The following is a 16,787-nucleotide window of genomic DNA, read 5'->3' as shown; positions in this document are numbered from 1 at the left end:
AAATTAACAGACTAAATTCTCACAGGGATGTGCTGAATAAATGGAGAACAGGTTGGCGATGGATATTAAAAAAAGAATGAACAGCGGTGAATTATACACTGATGGTGGCTACGGGCTGCCGGAGGAGCGGCTGATGGCAAAGGGGCGGGCCTATGAATATAACCACTCGCACCCTTTCGGTCAGGAGCTAAGAGACGATATTATTCAGCGCATGTTTGCGAGCGTGGGTAAACAGTGCTGGATCGAGCCGCCGATCAATATTGCTTACGGAATTCACACTACTATTGGCGATAACTTCTACGCAAACTTCAATCTGACGCTGGTCGATGATGCCGAGATTATTATCGGCAATAACGTGATGTTCGCACCGAATGTGACGATCTCTACCGCCGGCCATCCGGTGCATCCGGATCTGCGCCATACGCTGCAGCAGTTCTCTCTGCCGGTCATCATTGAGGATGGCGTCTGGCTTGGCACCGGGGTGATTATTAATCCAGGCGTTACCATCGGCAAAAACTCGGTGATTGGCGCCGGCAGCGTGGTTAATCGCTCGATCCCGGCGAACGTTGTTGCCGCCGGGGTGCCTTGCCGGGTATTAAGAGATATTACCGATGAGGATAAAAATAAATATCATATATATACCGGTTGATAAATTAATATTGCATATTAATTAGCCGTTTTGACTATATAAAAATAATGAAGATAAAAAGATGAGTTATTAACTCACCTGACCTCCCTGTTACCTCCGGAAAATAAAAATGAATAAAAAGACGATAGCGTTAGCGATGAGTTTATGTTTGATGGCGAGTTCAGCAGTAGCTAAAAATATACTCAATAAACTTCAAAGTGCAGATTGTTTCAGGGAGCCACATTAAGTCCTGCAGATGAAAATATTTATTTTTGACTTTATTGAGTATTTTAACCTTGGTCTTTATTATCAGCAGCCATTAACTCCAGCAGATTTCCATCAGGATCCCGAAAGAAAACAGATTGTGATGGCTGACCTGAACTCGTTTCACGGGGCACCGGGCCATGGATTATTTCGATATCGTTTTTCTCAAGTAGCTCTAACACGCTGAGAATTGTCCCTCCCCACCGGAAGCATAAATCAGCACTCCCTGGCATTGGCCTTTTAGCTACAAGTTCCACGCCATTCTCAACCTGATGTAAACTCAGGACAATATCACCCAGCGATACCTGCCTTACAAGCAGTTTCCCAAAGGGGGCGTACTCTGCATGAATTTTTGCACCAAACAATTTATCGTAAAAACAGTAAGATACTTCAAGGTCGGCAACAGTTATTGCAACATGATCAATGAGAGTTATTTTGTTCACAGGTGAACACCTTACGCTATACGTCGTTATGTCTCTGACACGGAACTGAGCACCTGAAAATTGTCGTTGATACGACAGCCCAGTTTCTGCCCCAGTTCCGGCAGGGTTCGTTCAAAAAATCCTCTTATCGCGTCCCTGAAGGCTTTCGCTGACGCAAAATACCGGTTATTCCGCACATGCTCATTCATCACCTTCCACAACCGTTCTGTCGGGTTCAGGTTCGGGCTGTACGGCGGCAGATAATGCAGTTCAATATTCATCACGAAGGCCCAGTCCTTAACCAGCGATGCCCGGTGATAAGGCGCACCGTCCAGTATCAGATGCACTTTCTGCGACACCGGATAAGTCTGGCGAACTGCAATAAAAAAACGGCAGATAGCATCCGCATTAATCTGCGGATAATCACGGGTCACCGTCCGGGCCAGGTCGTTCACGCTGAGGGCGCTGATGATGTTCAGGCGGGTCCGGCTCCCGGTGGTTTTCACCGCTTTCAGTTCCCCCTTTCTTATCCAGCCACAGCTCAGCTTCGTTGACTGCGTCGGATGTACCGCATCCATAAACAGAATGGGTTCGCTGTCACCGGCAGCCTGCTTCAGCGCTTCATAATGCGTCATGAACTGCTGCTGTTGTGCCGGGCAGAACTTATGGGGAATACCTGACGGTTTTTTCCAGGTGAACCCGTTGCGGTGAAGCCACTTATTCATACCCGGAATGCTGTAGCGCACACCGAAGCGGTCACGGACAAGCGACACGATACTGGCCGTCGTGATGTGAACAGTGTCAGTCAGAAGCTGACGAAGTTCGGCAGACTCCCCGGGAGTCAGATGCTCCTGCGAACCGCCGTTATCAGAGGTGAGCTTACCGTCGCTGAGATAATCCGATAGATGACGCAGAACCGTGGTCTCATGAATGAGCTGAGACTGCGCAATCATGGCAGGAGACCAGCCCTGAGCAGAAAGCAGCACGCAGCGTATCCGGTCGCAGACACGGCGGTCACGACTCTGCCGGTGCTGAGCCTCAAGGGCGGCAATCTGTGCGGAGGTCAGTTTTACGTTCATGGCCTGAGCATGATCCTCAGCACCGACGAAATCAAGCAGTTTCAATGATCACGGGTATATTAAAAAAGGCGAGCGCCTTCTTTGCGAAGCACATGTCGTGAGATACCAGTTTATCCTCGATAACGCAGGTAATTACAGGCTACGGACGCTTTGTCGCGTGATGCGCATTAGCCCGTCCGCATGGTATGCCTGGCGAAAAAAGCCGATAGCCTGCCCGCCGAAAGATACCGCAGTCAGGGTGATGCTCAAGGCGTTATTCTCTGCCAGTCGGGAAAGTGCCGGGAGCCGAACGCTGGTTAAAAAGCTCCGTGAAGAAGGCGTCACCATAAGTCGTTGGCGCGTTAGAAAAATCATGAGCGAAGAGGGACTTCTCTGCCGGCAACGCCGTGCCTGGAAGGTCACAACGAAACCGAAGAAAGGGGCTGATTTTGCACCAAATCTGTTGAATCAGAACTTCAATCCTCCCGGACCGGACCAGATATGGGTGAGTGATATTACGTATCTGAAAACGGGTGAAGGCTGGTTGTACCTGGCTGCGATCATGGATTTATATTCCCGCCGGATCGTCGGTTGGCACATTGACAAGAGAATGACATCGTCGCTGGTTTGCCGGGCTCTCATGCAGGCTTACAACCTGCGCAATCCACCGACAGGGCTGGTCGTCCATACCGATCGTGGAGCGCAGTATACCAGCAAGCGCTTCCAAACGCAGTTAACCAGTTACGGACTCAGAAGCAGCATGGGAGATGTTGGCGCCTGCTGGGATAACGCGGTAATGGAGCGTTTTTGGGGCAGTTTGAAACATGAATGGGTGCTGTTGATCCCGCAGCAGACGCGGGCAGGTATGAAACGTGATGTTGCAGACTATATGCGTTATTACAATCTTGACAGAAACCATGCTTCGAATGGGTATTTATCGCCAGAGCGATATGAACAGATGGCTGAGAAAAAAGTGTCCTGTTTAACTTGACCAGATCAGACTGTTGCTTGCAGGCAAACCGAGGATGCTTGTCGTCGGTGCCGTTATGCGGAAACTAATCCATATAGTATTCGGGGTACTAAAGTCAGGCACTGCGTTCAGTTCACGCATAGCTGTACATTCTGTAGTTACAAACTGATCACAGTAAACTGGCAGATACTCGACAGGTTCAAATGTGCCAGCTTCCATTTGGCCAACGGGCAGCTTTGTGCCATGAGCGGACGTTTACAGCTAACCCAAGGCTATCTCGTGCTCATAGCAAGTTTAGCCGCGAAGCATAAAAATAAGCCCCCTGTTGCCCTATCCATCACCTGGACAACGCGGCTTTTCTTCAATAAAGCTGACGCAAAATGCGTGGATAAAATGAGTGTGACTGACCATATAGTCCCAATCGCCACGTGGATGCTGACCAGAATAAAAGTCCATATCAAAGGTGAATGACCGGAAGGTATGAACTGCGGCAGAAAAGAGACATAGAAAATGCCCATTTTGGGATTGAGCACATTGCCCAGCATTCCTCTGATAAACCAGTTCCCCTGAGAACCGTTGTTGTCATCGCCATCACTGAAAGAGGCTCGGGGACGTATCAGCAGTTGTAATCCCAGCCAGCTCAGGTAGACAGCGCCACAAACTTTAAGCACAGTGTAGGCCATCTCTGAAACCGCCAGAAGAGCGCCAAGACCTAACGCGACCAACGCGCCCCATATAAAACAGCCAGCATCAATGCCAAGCGCAGCGTGAAAAGCCTTTTTACCGCCCTCAGCACAAGCGGTGCGCAGAATCAGTGCCGTATCGAGGCCGGGAGTCAGGGTAAGTAACAGTGCTGCGAGAGAGAATGCGAAGAGGGAATCGTTAACAGTCATTTTCTTTGTCCGAAAGAGAAGATGCTAATCATTTAGTTCCCTGCAATCAATCTATTTAATATCATTTTTAAAGGTCTGCTCCTCGCTCAGTGCTGACCTACACATGCCCCCCATCTAGATTGAATCCTTTTAGACTCAATAGAAAGTTGCAAATTAAGAGGGTATCTTATCGCACCGGACCTCCGGCGATGGCAGGCAGACAAGGGAGGGTCTCCCCTCCCCCACTGTTCCGGCGTGTCACGCCTGAGTTCTGACGGCGCGGGCCTCGCTCACCACGTACCGTAATACGCAGCGATCAAGCCAGCGGCGGGCCGGATCGCCCGGAAAACGGAGCATGTCAGTGATAACGTCTGCGCCCTCTATGTTTTCCTCCCGCTCGTTAACCAGCGTGAGCAGGACCGGGCAGAAACGCGCATCGCGCAGCAGGATGGCGTCGAGAACCTGATCCAGCCTGTCGGTCTCGCTTTCGTCCAGCCCGTTGTCATGATCGTACTCGTCGGCCAGCAGCCGCCAGTCACCGATACGCCTCTCCATCAGGCGCGGGGCGGAGGACGGTTGCAGGGCAGCGGCAAGGCGTTGCGCATCCCGGCGCACGATTTCCGCTATCTGGTCTGCTGAGGCTTTCAGAAAGGCCAGCAGGTCGTCACATTCCGCCGCCGTCAGCCACTCCTGCGCGTAGGGCAGCCGGATAACCTGACAGTCAGCCAGCCGTTCGGGGTGCAGATATGCCTTCGCCGGAAAGAGATGCAGACGCGCGGGGGTTCCCGCCAGTCGCCGGGCGCTGGCGGTTAACAACTCCGCCCGGCCATACGTGAGAGGCTGGCAAAGGTGCGTCGTCAGCGCCAGGATTTGCGCGGCATCAAGCGAGCCGCAGGCGGCCAGCCAGCCGGGAACGGTGTCCGGTGCAACCGGTGTCATATCAATGGGATCGGGCCAGCCAGCCTGACGTAGCAGGCGGTCGCCGTGGCGCAGGATGAGCGCGTTAAGGGTTTCATTTCTCATGTTTTGTTCCTGATCCGGTTGATGGCCCCGCAGCGCTGGCGGGGCGGGTGCGTTAAGCGGCCAGTTGCTGCCTGAGCCAGTTGATATCTGCCAGCGCGTCGGCGACGGTTGGATACTGCTGGCAGACCAGCGGCCAGACCCGCGCATCCTCCTCGCTGAGCGCCTGCCCGGCGATACAGGTCAGTTTCGCCAGCATACCGGCAGGGACAGTGACGCGGCGGGTGCTCTCCTGAATGCCCGCATACAGCGCCTGAACGGTGCAAAATGACACGCCTTCTTCGGCATGGTCGCCGGTGCCTGCCTGTCCGATGAGTTCGAGCACAATGTGGGCTTCGTCTTCCGTCATGTTCTCCACCTGGGCCATCACGTCCTCTTTCGTCCAGACCAGCAGGGCGTAACGTTCTTCGTCGCCGAACATGCGTTTCAGTTTCTTGTTGAGTTCTTTACGGGTGCCGTACAGCATGGTGTTTTCTCCGTGATTCAGTGGGGCGGCCTCGCCGCCCGGGGTTCAGTCCTTAAAAGATTCGTCGAGCATCAGGGCTTCGTTGTAAGCCTCATTCAGCAAGGTGTTGATGCGTCGCAGGCTCTGCCCGGCCAGCCGTTCGGCCCCTTTCCGGTGGTACTGCTCCAGCATTTCGATGCCGATATAGCGGCGTCCGGCGCGGTATGCGGCGACGCAGGTCGAGCCGCTGCCGGCAAACGGGTCGAGGACAATCGCGCCGGGGGCACTGAATGACTCAATCAGCGGCTGTAGCGCTTCCACCGGCTTCTGGGTCGGATGCAGCGGATTACCCGTGTACGGGAAAGACAGCACGTCCGGCAGCGGTTTTTCAGGTGGCACCGGGCGGCCTTTGGCGAGCACGTAGGCCCCTTCATGGCGGTAATCCACAAATCCGCGACGCCCCTTCGCGCTGCGGCGGTTGGAGGCATAGGTTTTGGTGAACACAATCTGCCCCACGGCGTAGAACCCCGCCGCTTTCCACGCCGCCATAAAGCGGTCAACGCGGTTCCAGCCGTAGAAGCTGACCATCAGCGCGTCTTTTTTCAGCACGCGGTACATCTCAAGGGTGGCAGGCTCCAGCCATTCATCGGTGACGTCGCCGGCAATCTGGCGGCCTGAACGATCCTTAAAGCCGACGAGGTAAGGCGGATCGGTCACAATAAGGTCAACGGCACGGTCGGGAAATCCGCGCATCACGTCAGTACAGTCCCCGAGAAGGTCAAGTCCGTCAAGGTGGTGTAAATTCGGTTCCAGCTCTCCGGTCCGGTAATGGGCCTGTTATGCGCTGACCGGCAGCGCTTCGATTACGTCCTCTTCAGCGGTCTGGTCTATCTCCGCCATGCTGTGTTGTGGCAGGTAGCGGTTCTGTAGCAGCCATTCCTCGTTCTGCTCCGTCAGCACCGCACCCAGCAGCCGCATGATGCTCTCTTCGTTGGGGAAGATGCCCACTACATCAGCACGCCGTTTCACCTCTTTGTTCAGACGCTCCAGCGTGTTCGTGGAGTGGATTTTCACCCGGTGCGCTTTCGGGAAGGCGAAGTACGCCAGCACGTCTGCTTCCGCCTCGTCCATCATCTCCGTGACTGTCGGCGCGCTTTTTTCCAGCTGGCCGGCGACCTCACGCCAGGTCGCATGGGCACTTTTCTCATCGGTCTGCACGAACACCTGTTGCAGCGCCGCGCGCACCACTGACTGGTTCGCCCTGCTGACGCGGCCCAGAACGTTACGCATGAAGTGGACCCGGCAGCGCTGCCAGCTGGCACAGAACACCTGCTGTATTGCCGCTTTCAGCCCGCTGTGCGCGTCGGAGATAACCAGCTTTACGCCCTCAAGGCCGCGCTCTTTCAGACCCAACAGGAAGGCCAGCCAGAACGCTTTCGCTTCTGACTCACCGATGCCCATCCCGATAATCTCCCGGCGACCGTCCGAGCTGACCGCGCAGGCGATTATCACCGCCACGCTGACCACCCGGCCGTTCTTGCGCACCTTCACGTAAGTCGCATCCAGCCACAGGTAAGGCCATTCGCCTTCCAGCGGTCGCTGCAGGAACGCCTGCACACGCTCATCGATGCCGCGACAGATGGACGACACCTGGCTGCGGGAGATGCCGGTCATCCCCATCGACTGCACCAGGGCGTCCACCTTGCGGGTGGAGACGCCATTTATCCACGCCTCCTGGATAACCGCGTTGAGCGCCTTCTCCGACAGCCTGCGGGCCTCGAGGAAGGACGGGAAGTACGAGCCTTCCCGGAGCTTCGGGATACGCAGGTCCAGCGTGCCGACGCGGGTGTTGTACTGACGGTCGCGGTAGCCGTTACGGTAAGTCTCACGCTCATCCGTTCGCTCATGAGGTTCCGCGTTGATGCGCTGGGTGACATCGGCTTCCATGATGCGGTTGAGCATAAATTCGGTGAGTTCACGCAGGAAGTCCTCACCGCCAAGTTGCATCAGGGTATTGCTGAATGTCATGCTGTTGTCAGCCATCGGTTTGTTCCTTTTAAGATAATGTCTTCGTAACCATTACCTTACCGGATAAGCCGATGGCGCTCACCATCCTGCTGAATTTACACCACGTCCTAAGACTCTACCCCCGAGAATGAATCTGGACATGGCAGCACTCCTGTAGTCAGAGGGGGCAGGAGGCATCACCGCGATACCGTTCCCTGCCGCACGCTGCCTGTTCATCGCGTCCGGTCACGGGTCAGGCCGACTGTGGAATACCGCAGCCGTCAGTCTTTTCGACGGCGAGGATATGCCGCAAAAGCGGCTTGAAGGGCGTTCCTTAAAGGGCGAGGGACTGGCGTAAACTGTCAACGACGCCGGGCCGGAGCGGAAAAGCCGCCCGCCCCGTACCAGACCGGACGCGAGACACTGGCAGCGTGCGGCAGTCTCATTCCCCGCGACGCCGTCGCGGATAAAAGCGGAGCCGGGATGAGGCGACAACCTTTGCCGGGGTAAAAAAACCGGGCAGAACGCCCGGTCAGGAAAAGGTCAGCGGGTGATATCCCGCCAGTCATCGCCCCACTCGTCGCAGACGACTGGCGCCTCCGGCTTACCGAAGACACGCCAGGTGTCGAGGAATTTCAGACCGTGCAGGATACGGGTCTCCAGGTCATCGAGCAGAATGATGCTGTTAAACCAGACGTCGCCGTCCGGATACAACCACCTGTGCCCGTCACCGGCACATCTGTCCACAATGCATCTGTTTAACCCTGTGGATAACCTGAAGGCAGGCAGCGGAGAGCCACGGGAAGACAGGCGTCACAACGACTGTTCCTTTTTTGAACAGCCGGAAGGGAATAATCAGCGGTACCGGGATGTATCCCCGGCCACAGACAGGCCGATATACACGCCTGCGCCCCAGATAACCTGCGACAGAACAAAAACCCACTGCGGTACGTCGAACACCAGAAGCGGGAGCAGGCAGAGGGTCACGGTCAGTATCAGCCGGCTGCCGAATTTTCTGCGTACCGGTTCACGGCTGTCGACGGGAACGCCGGCAAACCGGAGAACATTTCTGAAGCCGGGTGACATAAAGCGCTCCTCGGGGAAAAAAACACATCGGATATCTGTATATGACAGGATACCTGCGCCTGTGCAGTCCTGCCCCCCGTTTTTCCGCCACTCGCTCTTTTCGCCATGACAGCAGGGAATCAGCACAGACCTGTATAAAGAGGCTTGCAAATTCTGCCGAACGGAAAAATAATAGCTGTACATCCATACAGTAATGAGGTGCATCATGTTACAGATTTCCGTTCGTTTTTCTCCGGAGCAGGTGAAAGCCATGCGCAGCGGTACCTTTGCCGCACTGCAGCAGGAAATTGAGCGCCGCCTGACACCACGCTACCCTCAACTCTGGCTGAATATCGGGAAAAGCTCGCAGACTGCGCTGGATGTCAGCGGCGCGCGCAGCGACCAGGAAAAGTCGGACATCATGAACATGCTCGAAGCCATCTGGCAGGATGACGCATGGCTGCCGGAATGAGTCGCAGGGAGCCCCTGTTTGACCCGGAGGCGGTGCTCACGCTTCCGGCCGCGCCCTCTTCCCTGCAGATGCCCCTGTTTGCGGATGCCTGTGCGGCGGGTTTCCCGAGCCCTGCCGGGGATTATATTGAGCAGGAGCTCGATTTAAACAGCCTGTGCATACGTCACCCTGCCGCGACGTACTTTTTACGCGCCAGCGGGGAAAGCATGAAAGACCTCTGTCTGTATGACGGCGACATTCTGGTGGTGGACCGGGCGGAAACCGCCGTGGACGGCGACGTGGTGATTGCGGAGGTGGACGGCGGGTTTACCGTGAAGCGGCTGCGCCTGCACCCCCGCCCTGCCCTGGAGCCGATGAATCCCGCTTATCCGACGCTCTGGCCGGAAGAACTCACCCTGTTCGGGGTGGTGATGCACTTCATTCACCGTACCCGGGCCCGCCTGTAAGGAGTGCCGGTATGTTTGCCCTGGCTGACGTGAACAGCTTCTATGCGAGCTGCGAGAAAGTGTTTCGCCCGGACCTGCGCGACAGGCCGGTGATAGTGCTCAGCAACAATGACGGCTGCGTCATCGCACGCAGCAGGGAGTCAAAATTGCTGAATATCCCGATGGGCGCCCCCTGGTTTAAGGTGAAGGCGCTGGCGGAAAAGCACAACGTGGCGGTGTTTTCCAGCAATTATTCGCTTTATCACAGTATGTCAGAACGCGTGATGCGCTGTCTTGAGGACCTGTCACCGCGCGTGGAGCAGTACAGTATTGATGAGATGTTCCTCGACATCGCCGGCATCGACAACTGCATCGCCTTTGAGGATTTCGGTCGTCAGCTGCGTGAGCATGTTCTCCGCCATACCGCACTGACCATCGGCGTCGGGATGGGCCCCACGAAAACACTGGCAAAATCCGCCCAGTGGGCGTCAAAAGAATGGCCGCAATTTGGCGGCATACTGGCATTAACGGCAGGAAATCGCCGCAGGACGGAGAAACTGCTCTCGCTGCAGCCGGTGGAGGAAATCTGGGGCGTCGGACGCCGCATCGGGAAGAAACTGAACACGATGGGCATCACCACAGCGCTGCAGCTGGCGCGCGCGGATCCGGCCTTCATCAGAAAAAACTTTAACGTGGTGCAGGAGAGAACGGTCCGGGAGCTGAACGGAGAGGCCTGTATTTCGCTGGAAGAAGCCCCTCCCCCGAAACAGCAGATTGTCTGCAGCCGGAGTTTTGTAAGCGTAAACCCAGTGCCGTATGTAGCCATTAAACCAGTACTGGTAACTTAGTGCGTATTCCGCTCTATTCGATCACGGATTGGCATCGAAGTTCGATCAGCGATTCGCATCTATTCGATCAACCGGGAACTTAACTTTTCCTGCTGCTTTTTAACCTGTTTTTTCGTCGCTTTCCACTGCCGGTTTATTTTTCCTCATTGACTCACCCTGGAGTATCAGCCTGTGCGCGTTATGCACCAGCCTGTCCAGGATCGCATCGGCCGTTGTCGGGTTCTCCATCAGACCGTGCCACTTGTCTACCGGGAACTGGCTTACCACGATGGTGCTGCTTTGTCCGTAGCGGTCTTCGATTATCTCCAGCAGGTCGTTACATTGCGCGTTGGTCAGCGGCTCCAGACCCAGATCGTCCAGTATCAGCACCTGCGTTTTCTGCAACTGTTTAAGATGCTTCAGCCAGCTGCCGTCAACACGACCCTGCGCCAGCATCTCCAGCAGCCGCCCCGTACGCCAGTACTGCACGCTGTGTTTCTGTCGGCATGCCTGCTCACCCAGCGCATTGGCTATCCAGCTTTTTCCGCACCCCGTCGGACCGGTGATCAACAGGCTTTTCTTGTGGGTGATGTAGTGGCCGTTCAGCAGCTCCCGCATCTGTTCGGCCCGCAACCCCCGTGAGACCGGGTAATGCAGCCCCTCCGGGGCTGCCTGGTACTTCAGGTTGGCGCTTTTTCTCAGCCGCGCAACACGACCGTTTTCTCTGTTCAGCAACTCATCATCGGCCAGCAGGGTCAGCCGTTCCTCGAACGACAGCTCGTCGTAGGTCTGGGGCGTTTCTCGCTGGCGTATCAGACTACCGGCCATCGCCGGAAGCTTCAGTTGGGTCAGTTTATTCAACAGGTTATCGCTCATACAACAGGTTCCTTTGGTTGGCAGTTAATGGTAGTAGCCCGGGCCGCGCAGGTTTTCATGCTCAGGTGACGTTGCTGAGTGTTGCTCGCTATGACGGGATAACGGCAGCTCCTGGTTCTCCCGGTGGTGACGCAGCAGGTTGTCGATGAACCGTCTGTCCGGCGCGTTATAGTGCCAGGCGACGCAACTGGCTTTTTCCAGCCGCTCTTTGCCATATTTTTTCTGCAGCGCAGTCAGGCCAAGGACTGCGCGGTAGGCCTGCTCCGGATGGGCCTTTGCTTTCAGCATGGCGTCAACCACTCTGCCGGTGAACGGGCCGATGCTGCACCCCATCTCGAGCAGACGTTCCGGTGTCCAGGTACCGTGCCCCCGGTGCTGAGCCGGCATGTGAAGCGGATTGGTGGAGTGCTTATACTCATGCGAGCTGCGCGGATGCTGCGCCACGCACTGCCCCTTGTGCCAGACCTGAACCACCGACTGACCCGCCTTCAGCGACAGACGCTGACCAACCAGTTCGTGCGGGACCGAGTACCAGTGGCGGGCATATTCAACGTGGTAGTCAGGACCGACCTTCACCGCCTTGTATTCTCTGTATTCATACGTCACCAGAGGCAGCGGTGAGAGTGCCGGTGCATCCAGCATGCGGAAGCGCTCTGCACGGGTCTGGTTGCCGTACCCTTTCATTGGCCGGTTATTCATATCCGTCAGCAGCTCCCGCAGGCGGGTATTCAGCGCCCTGAGCGTATAGAAGGTTTCATTGCGGATGCGGGCAAGCAGCCATCTTTCGACAATGAGGACGCCGTTTTCTGCTTTCGGTTTGTCTTTCGGCTTATAGGGGCGGGTCGGGATAATAACGGTGCCGTAGTGCTCCGCCAGCGCCTGATAGCTGTCGTTGATGACAGGCTCATAGCGATCGGCCTTTTTCACCGCGCTTTTGAGGTTATCGGGGATAAGCAGCTTCGGCACGCCGCCCAGGAAGGTCAGGCAGCGGCTGTTGGCGTTCAGCCAGGACATCATGTCCTGACCTTCACACGCCTCGACATAGGTGTAGCTGGATGCCCCCATCACGGCCACGAAGATGGCCACCCGGCGTATTTCTCCGGTATCCGGATTGATAACGGGGACCGTCGGACCACAGAAGTCGATAAAGAGCTTTTCCCCGGCCCGGTGCTCCTGGCGCATGGAGAGACGGCGTGTTTTTTTCCACTCCCGGTAGCAGCGGCAGAAGTGGGAGTACCCCATCGCCAGTTCCCCCGCCTGAGCCTTGTATTCCATCCACAGCAGTTGCCGTGTCACGCCAGGCTTTCTCATCTCGGTATCGAAGTGAAGCAGGTCAGGCATCACCAGTTCTGATGCGGATGTGCCTTTAGCCGGGAAGATGAGTTTTTCAAGGGCGTCGTGGGACATCCCTGCGGGGAGGGGCCATGACAGAGAGGTGGCTTTAAAGCGGGCGAGGACTTCAAAAACCGTCGAGGAGCTGATTTTCATTGTCAGCCCGATACAGCGGTTGGTCAGCTTCTGGTCGAACTTGAGCTGAAGGATCTTAAAACAGGTTTCCATGGAACTCCTGGCTTTTCTCTTTTTGGACATCGATGTCTCCATTGGATTAAAAAACAGCAATGAAGACTGTAATGGAAAGAGTTAATTCCCGGAGTGCTCGACAGGATGCCAATCAGTGATCGGATGCGTGCCAAATCGTGATCGATTGTGATGCCAAACCACGATCGGAGATGCATGCCAAATCATGATCGATTCGAATGCCAAACATTGATCGATTCAGATGCCATTTTGCAAACTTAGACGCCCACTTGTTACAGACGGACATCTAAGTATGGAATCCCAATACTGGCGAAAAGAACCCCGCAAGAATTATTCGAATGACTTCAAGCTCCGTATGGTTGAACTGGCTTCCCGTCCCGGCGCCTGCGTTGCTCAGATTGCCCGTGAAAACGGCGTTAATGATAACGTCATCTTCAAATGGCTGCGGCTCTGGCAGAATGAAGGCCGCATATCGCGCCGCCTTCCGGCTACCGTAGTGACTTCATCACTACCAACGATACTACCTGTTGAGGTTGTACCTGATCCGACTCCATCTGGCAGGATGAACACTGAGCCAGCTCAGTTCTCAGCGCTGAACGCCTCCTCCTGTTGCGTCGAGTTCCGCCACGGCAAAATGACGCTTGAGAACCCGTCACCGGAGTTGCTGGCCGTGCTGCTCCGCGAGCTGACCGGGAGAAGCCAATGATATCCCTCCCGTCAGGCACCCGTATCTGGCTGGTTGCTGGCGTCACGGATATGCGTAAATCGTTCAATGGACTGGGCGAGCTGGTACAGCATGCACTTGATGAAAATCCGTTCTCCGGGCACCTGTTTATCTTCCGTGGCCGCAAAGGTGACACCGTGAAGATCCTCTGGGCTGATGCTGACGGTCTGTGCCTGTTTACCAAACGGCTGGAGGAAGGCCAGTTCATCTGGCCTGCTGTACGCGAGGGTAAAATCGCCATCACCCGCTCACAACTCGCCATGCTCCTCGATAAGCTGGACTGGCGTCAGCCAAAAACAGCCCGACTTAACTCACTGACAATGTTGTAAAAAGAGCATGACCGCATTATAAATGAGGTCATGAGTCAGGACTATATCGCCCGTATCGCCGCGCTGGAAGACGCGCTTCGCCAGAAAGACAGTCGGCTCAGCCTCGTTGCAGAGACTGAGTCGTTCCTGCGTTCTGCGCTGGCCCGCGCAGAAGAGAAAATAGAGAACGAAGAGCGCGAAATAGAGCATCTGCGGGCACAGATAGAAAAACTACGGCGGATGCTGTTCGGTACCCGCTCCGAAAAACTTCGCCGACAGGTTGAAGACGCCGAAGCCCTGCTGAAACAGCAGGAGCAGCAAAGCGATCGTTACAACGGCCGGGATAACGATCAGCAGGTTCCGCGTCAGCTTCGACAGTCGCGCCATCGCCGTCCTCTGCCTGACCATCTTCCACGCGAAATAAACAGGCTGGAGCCCGCCGAAACCTGCTGTCCGGACTGCGGCAGCGATATGGCATACCTCAGAGAAGTCAGCGCAGAGCAACTGGAGCTGGTCTCCAGCGCTCTGAAAGTGATCCGCACGGTCAGGGTGAAAAAGGCCTGCACCCGATGCGACTGCATCGTTGAAGCGCCTGCGCCATCACGCCCTATCGATCGGGGTATCGCCGGTCCGGGTCTGCTGGCCCGGGTGTTAACGGCCAAATACTGTGAACACCTGCCGCTATATCGCCAGTGCGAAATCTTTGCCCGTCAGGGCGTGGATCTGAGCCGGGCTCTGCTCTCCAACTGGGTGGATGCCTGTTGCCGGTTGATGGTCCCGCTGGATGAGGCTCTTTACCGCTACGTGATGGACTGCCGCAAACTGCATACGGATGACACTCCGGTGCCGGTACTGGCACCGGGCAGAAAGAAGACGAAAACCGGGCGCATCTGGACGTACGTTCGCAATGACCGGAACGCGGGGTCGTCAGACCCGCCCGCAGCGTGGTTCGCCTTCTCGCCGGATCGGCAGGGGAAACATCCTCAACAACATCTTCGCCATTACCATAGCGTTCTGCAGGCCGATGCCTTCGCTGGTTACGACAGGTTGTTCAGTGCAGAGCGTGACGGCGGCCCGCTAACAGAAGCAGCCTGCTGGGCTCACGCGCGCCGAAAAATCCACGACGTCTATATAAGTACTCAGACGGTCACAGCAGAGGAAGCCCTGAAACGTATCGGTGAACTGTAATAACAAAACCCACCTTAAGGTGGGTTTCGCCAGAAAGTATCTCTGGTATTCAGAAGCGCCTTTACCGGACTTGGCCTGACCAGCGTAACTGGTAGCGGGATGTCTGGATTAACCAGTCTGCTGCATCCTTAACTGTATTATAGTGACCTCATGTGTTATTGCAACCAATATACCATAACCCTGTATTACGTCTTTGGTGGTTGATGAGTGATTACAAATGTATTACATATGTAATAAGGATAACCTATCCGACATCCCGACTGGATACGGGGTTTGACGGCCATTGATGTAAAAAACCACGCTAAGCAGTATCAGAAATCAATTCTGATACGACACGGTATCAAAATGACCAAAAAACGACATTTGGAACCGCTTTTTTGCCCTTAAGATGCAGTCTCATAAATCTTAATATATGATACCTTCATAAAGATTATGGAACAATGAATCGCGAAGGAACGTACTGATGAGCGCTGATTTTCTCACCGACAGCCAGGTTCAGAATTATGGACGTTATGCCGCCGAGCCAAATGAAGTCCAGCTGGCGTGTACTAGCTCAGACCTGATCTGACAGTTACCGGTTATTTATACAGGTGTCTGTCAGATTAAATCTGGTTCAGATTCTTTTCTGCCCAGACCCGTTTTCCATCAAGTAACGTGGCCATTGGCGTACGCCCGCAGCACATTTTACCCTGATGAGTTCGCTCATTATTGTAATGCCACAACCAGTTGTCCAGATCCATTTGCAAGCTCTCCAGGTCTGCATATAGTTTCTTGCGGAACGTAACCTGATAAAATTCCTGCAAAATGGTTTTATGAAAGCGCTCGCAGATACCGTTCGTCTGAGGGGACATCGCCTTCGTTTTCGTATGGTCTATATCGTTGATGGCCAGATACAGCTGATAATCATGTTGCTCTACTTTACCGCAGTACTCGGTGCCCCTGTCCGTCAGTATTCTCAGCATCGGCAGCCCCTGGGCCTCATAGAACGGCAGTACCCGATCATTAAGCAGGTCCGCTGCAGTGATTGGCGTTTTACTCGTATACAGCTTGCAGTGAGCCATTTTCGAGTACGTATCCACGAACGTCTGCTGGTAAATGCGGCCCACCCCTTTCAGATTGCCAACGTAGAAGGTGTCCTGCGACCCCAGATAACCCGGGTGAGCCGTTTCGATTTCACCGCAGGCTTCGTCATCGTGCGCCTTTTTCTCCAGCGCAACGATTTGAGCTTCGCTAAGCACAATGCCTTCTCTGGCAACCTTTTCCTCAAGCGCCTTCAGCCGCTTACGGAAGTTCTCCAGGTTATGTCGTTGCCAGATGGAGCGCACGCCGCTGCCGGAGATAAATACGCCTTTTTTACGCAGCTCATTACTGGTCCGGTGCTGACCGTGGGCCGGGAACTCAATGGCGTACTCAACAACCGCCCGTTCAGTGGCCTGATCGGCCCGATTCTTCAGGTTGGGCACCCGACGGTTTTGACTCACCAGCGCGTCAATGCCGCCTGCTTCAGCCAGCTCCTGGTAGCGGTAAAAAGTATCGCGTGATACGCCCATGATTTTACAGGCTTTTGATACGTTACCGAGTTCTTCGGCCAGATTGAGCAGGCCGGCTTTGTGTTTGATGATGGGATTGTTAGTATAAAGCATGAGAGTTACCTCGTGTTTTGTATAAGGATTCGGC

Annotated in this window: 17 protein-coding genes and 5 pseudogenes; 9 read left to right on the top strand and 13 right to left on the bottom strand. The window is 55.1% G+C overall.

Annotation, left to right across the window (positions count from 1 at the left end; all coding sequences use genetic code 11):
* Positions 1-58 precede the first annotated feature (58 nt).
* The gene (locus AC1M2H_RS27360) at positions 59-649 is read left to right on the top strand and encodes a maltose acetyltransferase domain-containing protein (RefSeq protein WP_480149787.1); all 591 of its coding nucleotides are present in this window, start codon (positions 59-61) and stop codon (positions 647-649) included.
* A 269-nt stretch (positions 650-918) separates the two neighbouring features.
* Here AC1M2H_RS27360 and AC1M2H_RS27355 read toward each other — a convergent pair whose 3' ends face one another.
* Positions 919-1,335 carry a VOC family protein gene (locus tag AC1M2H_RS27355; RefSeq protein WP_480147914.1) on the bottom strand — a complete coding sequence of 139 codons (417 nt, stop codon included), beginning with the start codon at positions 1,333-1,335 and terminating at the stop codon, positions 919-921.
* A gap of 26 nt (positions 1,336-1,361) precedes the next feature.
* Positions 1,362-2,393 (bottom strand): IS630 family transposase, encoded by a 1,032-nt coding sequence (locus AC1M2H_RS27350; RefSeq protein ID WP_480151833.1) that lies wholly within the window; start codon positions 2,391-2,393, stop codon positions 1,362-1,364.
* Between the two features lie 97 nt (positions 2,394-2,490).
* On the opposite strand from AC1M2H_RS27350, the gene AC1M2H_RS27345 reads away from it, so the two are divergent.
* Complete coding sequence (locus tag AC1M2H_RS27345; RefSeq protein ID WP_480149786.1) at positions 2,491-3,363, top strand: IS3 family transposase; 873 nt, start codon at positions 2,491-2,493, stop codon at positions 3,361-3,363.
* 7 nt (positions 3,364-3,370) lie between these two features.
* Positions 3,371-3,511: pseudogene (locus AC1M2H_RS27340) on the top strand (IS110 family transposase); the annotation flags it as partial.
* Between the two features lie 103 nt (positions 3,512-3,614).
* On the opposite strand, the gene AC1M2H_RS27335 reads toward AC1M2H_RS27340, so the two are convergent.
* The 8 genes and pseudogenes from AC1M2H_RS27335 to AC1M2H_RS27300 all read right to left on the bottom strand — a co-directional run bounded on the left by AC1M2H_RS27335 (position 3,615) and on the right by AC1M2H_RS27300 (position 8,772).
* Entirely contained in the window at positions 3,615-4,235 is a 621-nt protein-coding gene (locus AC1M2H_RS27335; RefSeq protein ID WP_480149785.1) for a LysE family translocator, read from the bottom strand.
* A 237-nt stretch (positions 4,236-4,472) separates the two neighbouring features.
* Complete coding sequence (locus tag AC1M2H_RS27330) at positions 4,473-5,237, bottom strand: hypothetical protein (protein ID WP_480149784.1); 765 nt, start codon at positions 5,235-5,237, stop codon at positions 4,473-4,475.
* A gap of 52 nt (positions 5,238-5,289) precedes the next feature.
* Positions 5,290-5,700: a DUF1380 family protein gene (locus AC1M2H_RS27325; RefSeq protein WP_480149783.1), complete on the bottom strand. Its 411-nt coding sequence runs from the start codon at positions 5,698-5,700 to the stop codon at positions 5,290-5,292.
* Between the two features lie 45 nt (positions 5,701-5,745).
* Complete coding sequence (locus AC1M2H_RS27320) at positions 5,746-6,432, bottom strand: DNA methyltransferase (RefSeq protein ID WP_480152048.1); 687 nt, start codon at positions 6,430-6,432, stop codon at positions 5,746-5,748.
* An 84-nt stretch (positions 6,433-6,516) separates the two neighbouring features.
* Entirely contained in the window at positions 6,517-7,722 is a 1,206-nt protein-coding gene (locus tag AC1M2H_RS27315) for an IS256 family transposase (RefSeq protein WP_480149782.1), read from the bottom strand.
* A gap of 197 nt (positions 7,723-7,919) precedes the next feature.
* Positions 7,920-8,181: pseudogene (locus AC1M2H_RS27310) on the bottom strand (hypothetical protein).
* 48 nt (positions 8,182-8,229) lie between these two features.
* Positions 8,230-8,415, bottom strand: a pseudogene (locus AC1M2H_RS27305) (hypothetical protein); the annotation flags it as partial.
* A gap of 126 nt (positions 8,416-8,541) precedes the next feature.
* A complete protein-coding gene (locus tag AC1M2H_RS27300; protein ID WP_480152047.1) occupies positions 8,542-8,772 on the bottom strand; it encodes a hypothetical protein in 231 nt (76 codons plus the stop codon).
* Between the two features lie 205 nt (positions 8,773-8,977).
* Between AC1M2H_RS27300 and AC1M2H_RS27295 the strand changes: the two genes are divergently transcribed.
* The 3 genes and pseudogenes from AC1M2H_RS27295 to umuC all read left to right on the top strand — a co-directional run.
* Positions 8,978-9,223 (top strand): DinI-like family protein, encoded by a 246-nt coding sequence (locus tag AC1M2H_RS27295; protein ID WP_480149781.1) that lies wholly within the window; start codon positions 8,978-8,980, stop codon positions 9,221-9,223.
* Between the two features lie 68 nt (positions 9,224-9,291).
* Complete coding sequence (umuD, locus tag AC1M2H_RS27290; protein WP_480152046.1) at positions 9,292-9,669, top strand: translesion error-prone DNA polymerase V autoproteolytic subunit; 378 nt, start codon at positions 9,292-9,294, stop codon at positions 9,667-9,669.
* Positions 9,670-9,680: 11 nt separating this feature from the next.
* Positions 9,681-10,442, top strand: a pseudogene (gene umuC / locus AC1M2H_RS27285) (translesion error-prone DNA polymerase V subunit UmuC); the annotation flags it as partial.
* Between the two features lie 153 nt (positions 10,443-10,595).
* Here the strand turns inward: umuC and istB are convergent.
* On the bottom strand, positions 10,596-11,351 hold the full coding sequence (gene istB, locus AC1M2H_RS27280; RefSeq protein ID WP_480149780.1) for an IS21-like element helper ATPase IstB: 756 nt from the start codon (positions 11,349-11,351) through the stop codon (positions 10,596-10,598).
* Positions 11,352-11,375: 24 nt separating this feature from the next.
* Positions 11,376-12,911 carry an IS21 family transposase gene (gene istA, locus AC1M2H_RS27275; RefSeq protein WP_480149779.1) on the bottom strand — a complete coding sequence of 512 codons (1,536 nt, stop codon included), beginning with the start codon at positions 12,909-12,911 and terminating at the stop codon, positions 11,376-11,378.
* Between the two features lie 271 nt (positions 12,912-13,182).
* Between istA and tnpA the strand changes: the two genes are divergently transcribed.
* The 3 genes and pseudogenes from tnpA to tnpC all read left to right on the top strand — a co-directional run.
* Positions 13,183-13,596 (top strand): IS66-like element accessory protein TnpA, encoded by a 414-nt coding sequence (gene tnpA / locus AC1M2H_RS27270; protein WP_480148419.1) that lies wholly within the window; start codon positions 13,183-13,185, stop codon positions 13,594-13,596.
* Positions 13,593-13,943 (top strand): IS66 family insertion sequence element accessory protein TnpB, encoded by a 351-nt coding sequence (gene tnpB / locus AC1M2H_RS27265; protein WP_191939720.1) that lies wholly within the window; start codon positions 13,593-13,595, stop codon positions 13,941-13,943. Before tnpA ends, tnpB begins: the two co-directional genes overlap by 4 nt.
* A 30-nt stretch (positions 13,944-13,973) precedes the next feature.
* Positions 13,974-15,107 (top strand): annotated as a pseudogene (gene tnpC, locus AC1M2H_RS27260) (IS66 family transposase); the annotation flags it as partial.
* A gap of 605 nt (positions 15,108-15,712) precedes the next feature.
* Here tnpC and AC1M2H_RS27255 read toward each other — a convergent pair.
* Complete coding sequence (locus AC1M2H_RS27255) at positions 15,713-16,753, bottom strand: IS481 family transposase (protein WP_480149778.1); 1,041 nt, start codon at positions 16,751-16,753, stop codon at positions 15,713-15,715.
* Between the last annotated feature and the right edge of the window lie 34 nt (positions 16,754-16,787).

The organism is Klebsiella sp. F11 (genome assembly GCF_056712265.1).
This window is presented reverse-complemented; position numbering and strand designations above follow the sequence as displayed.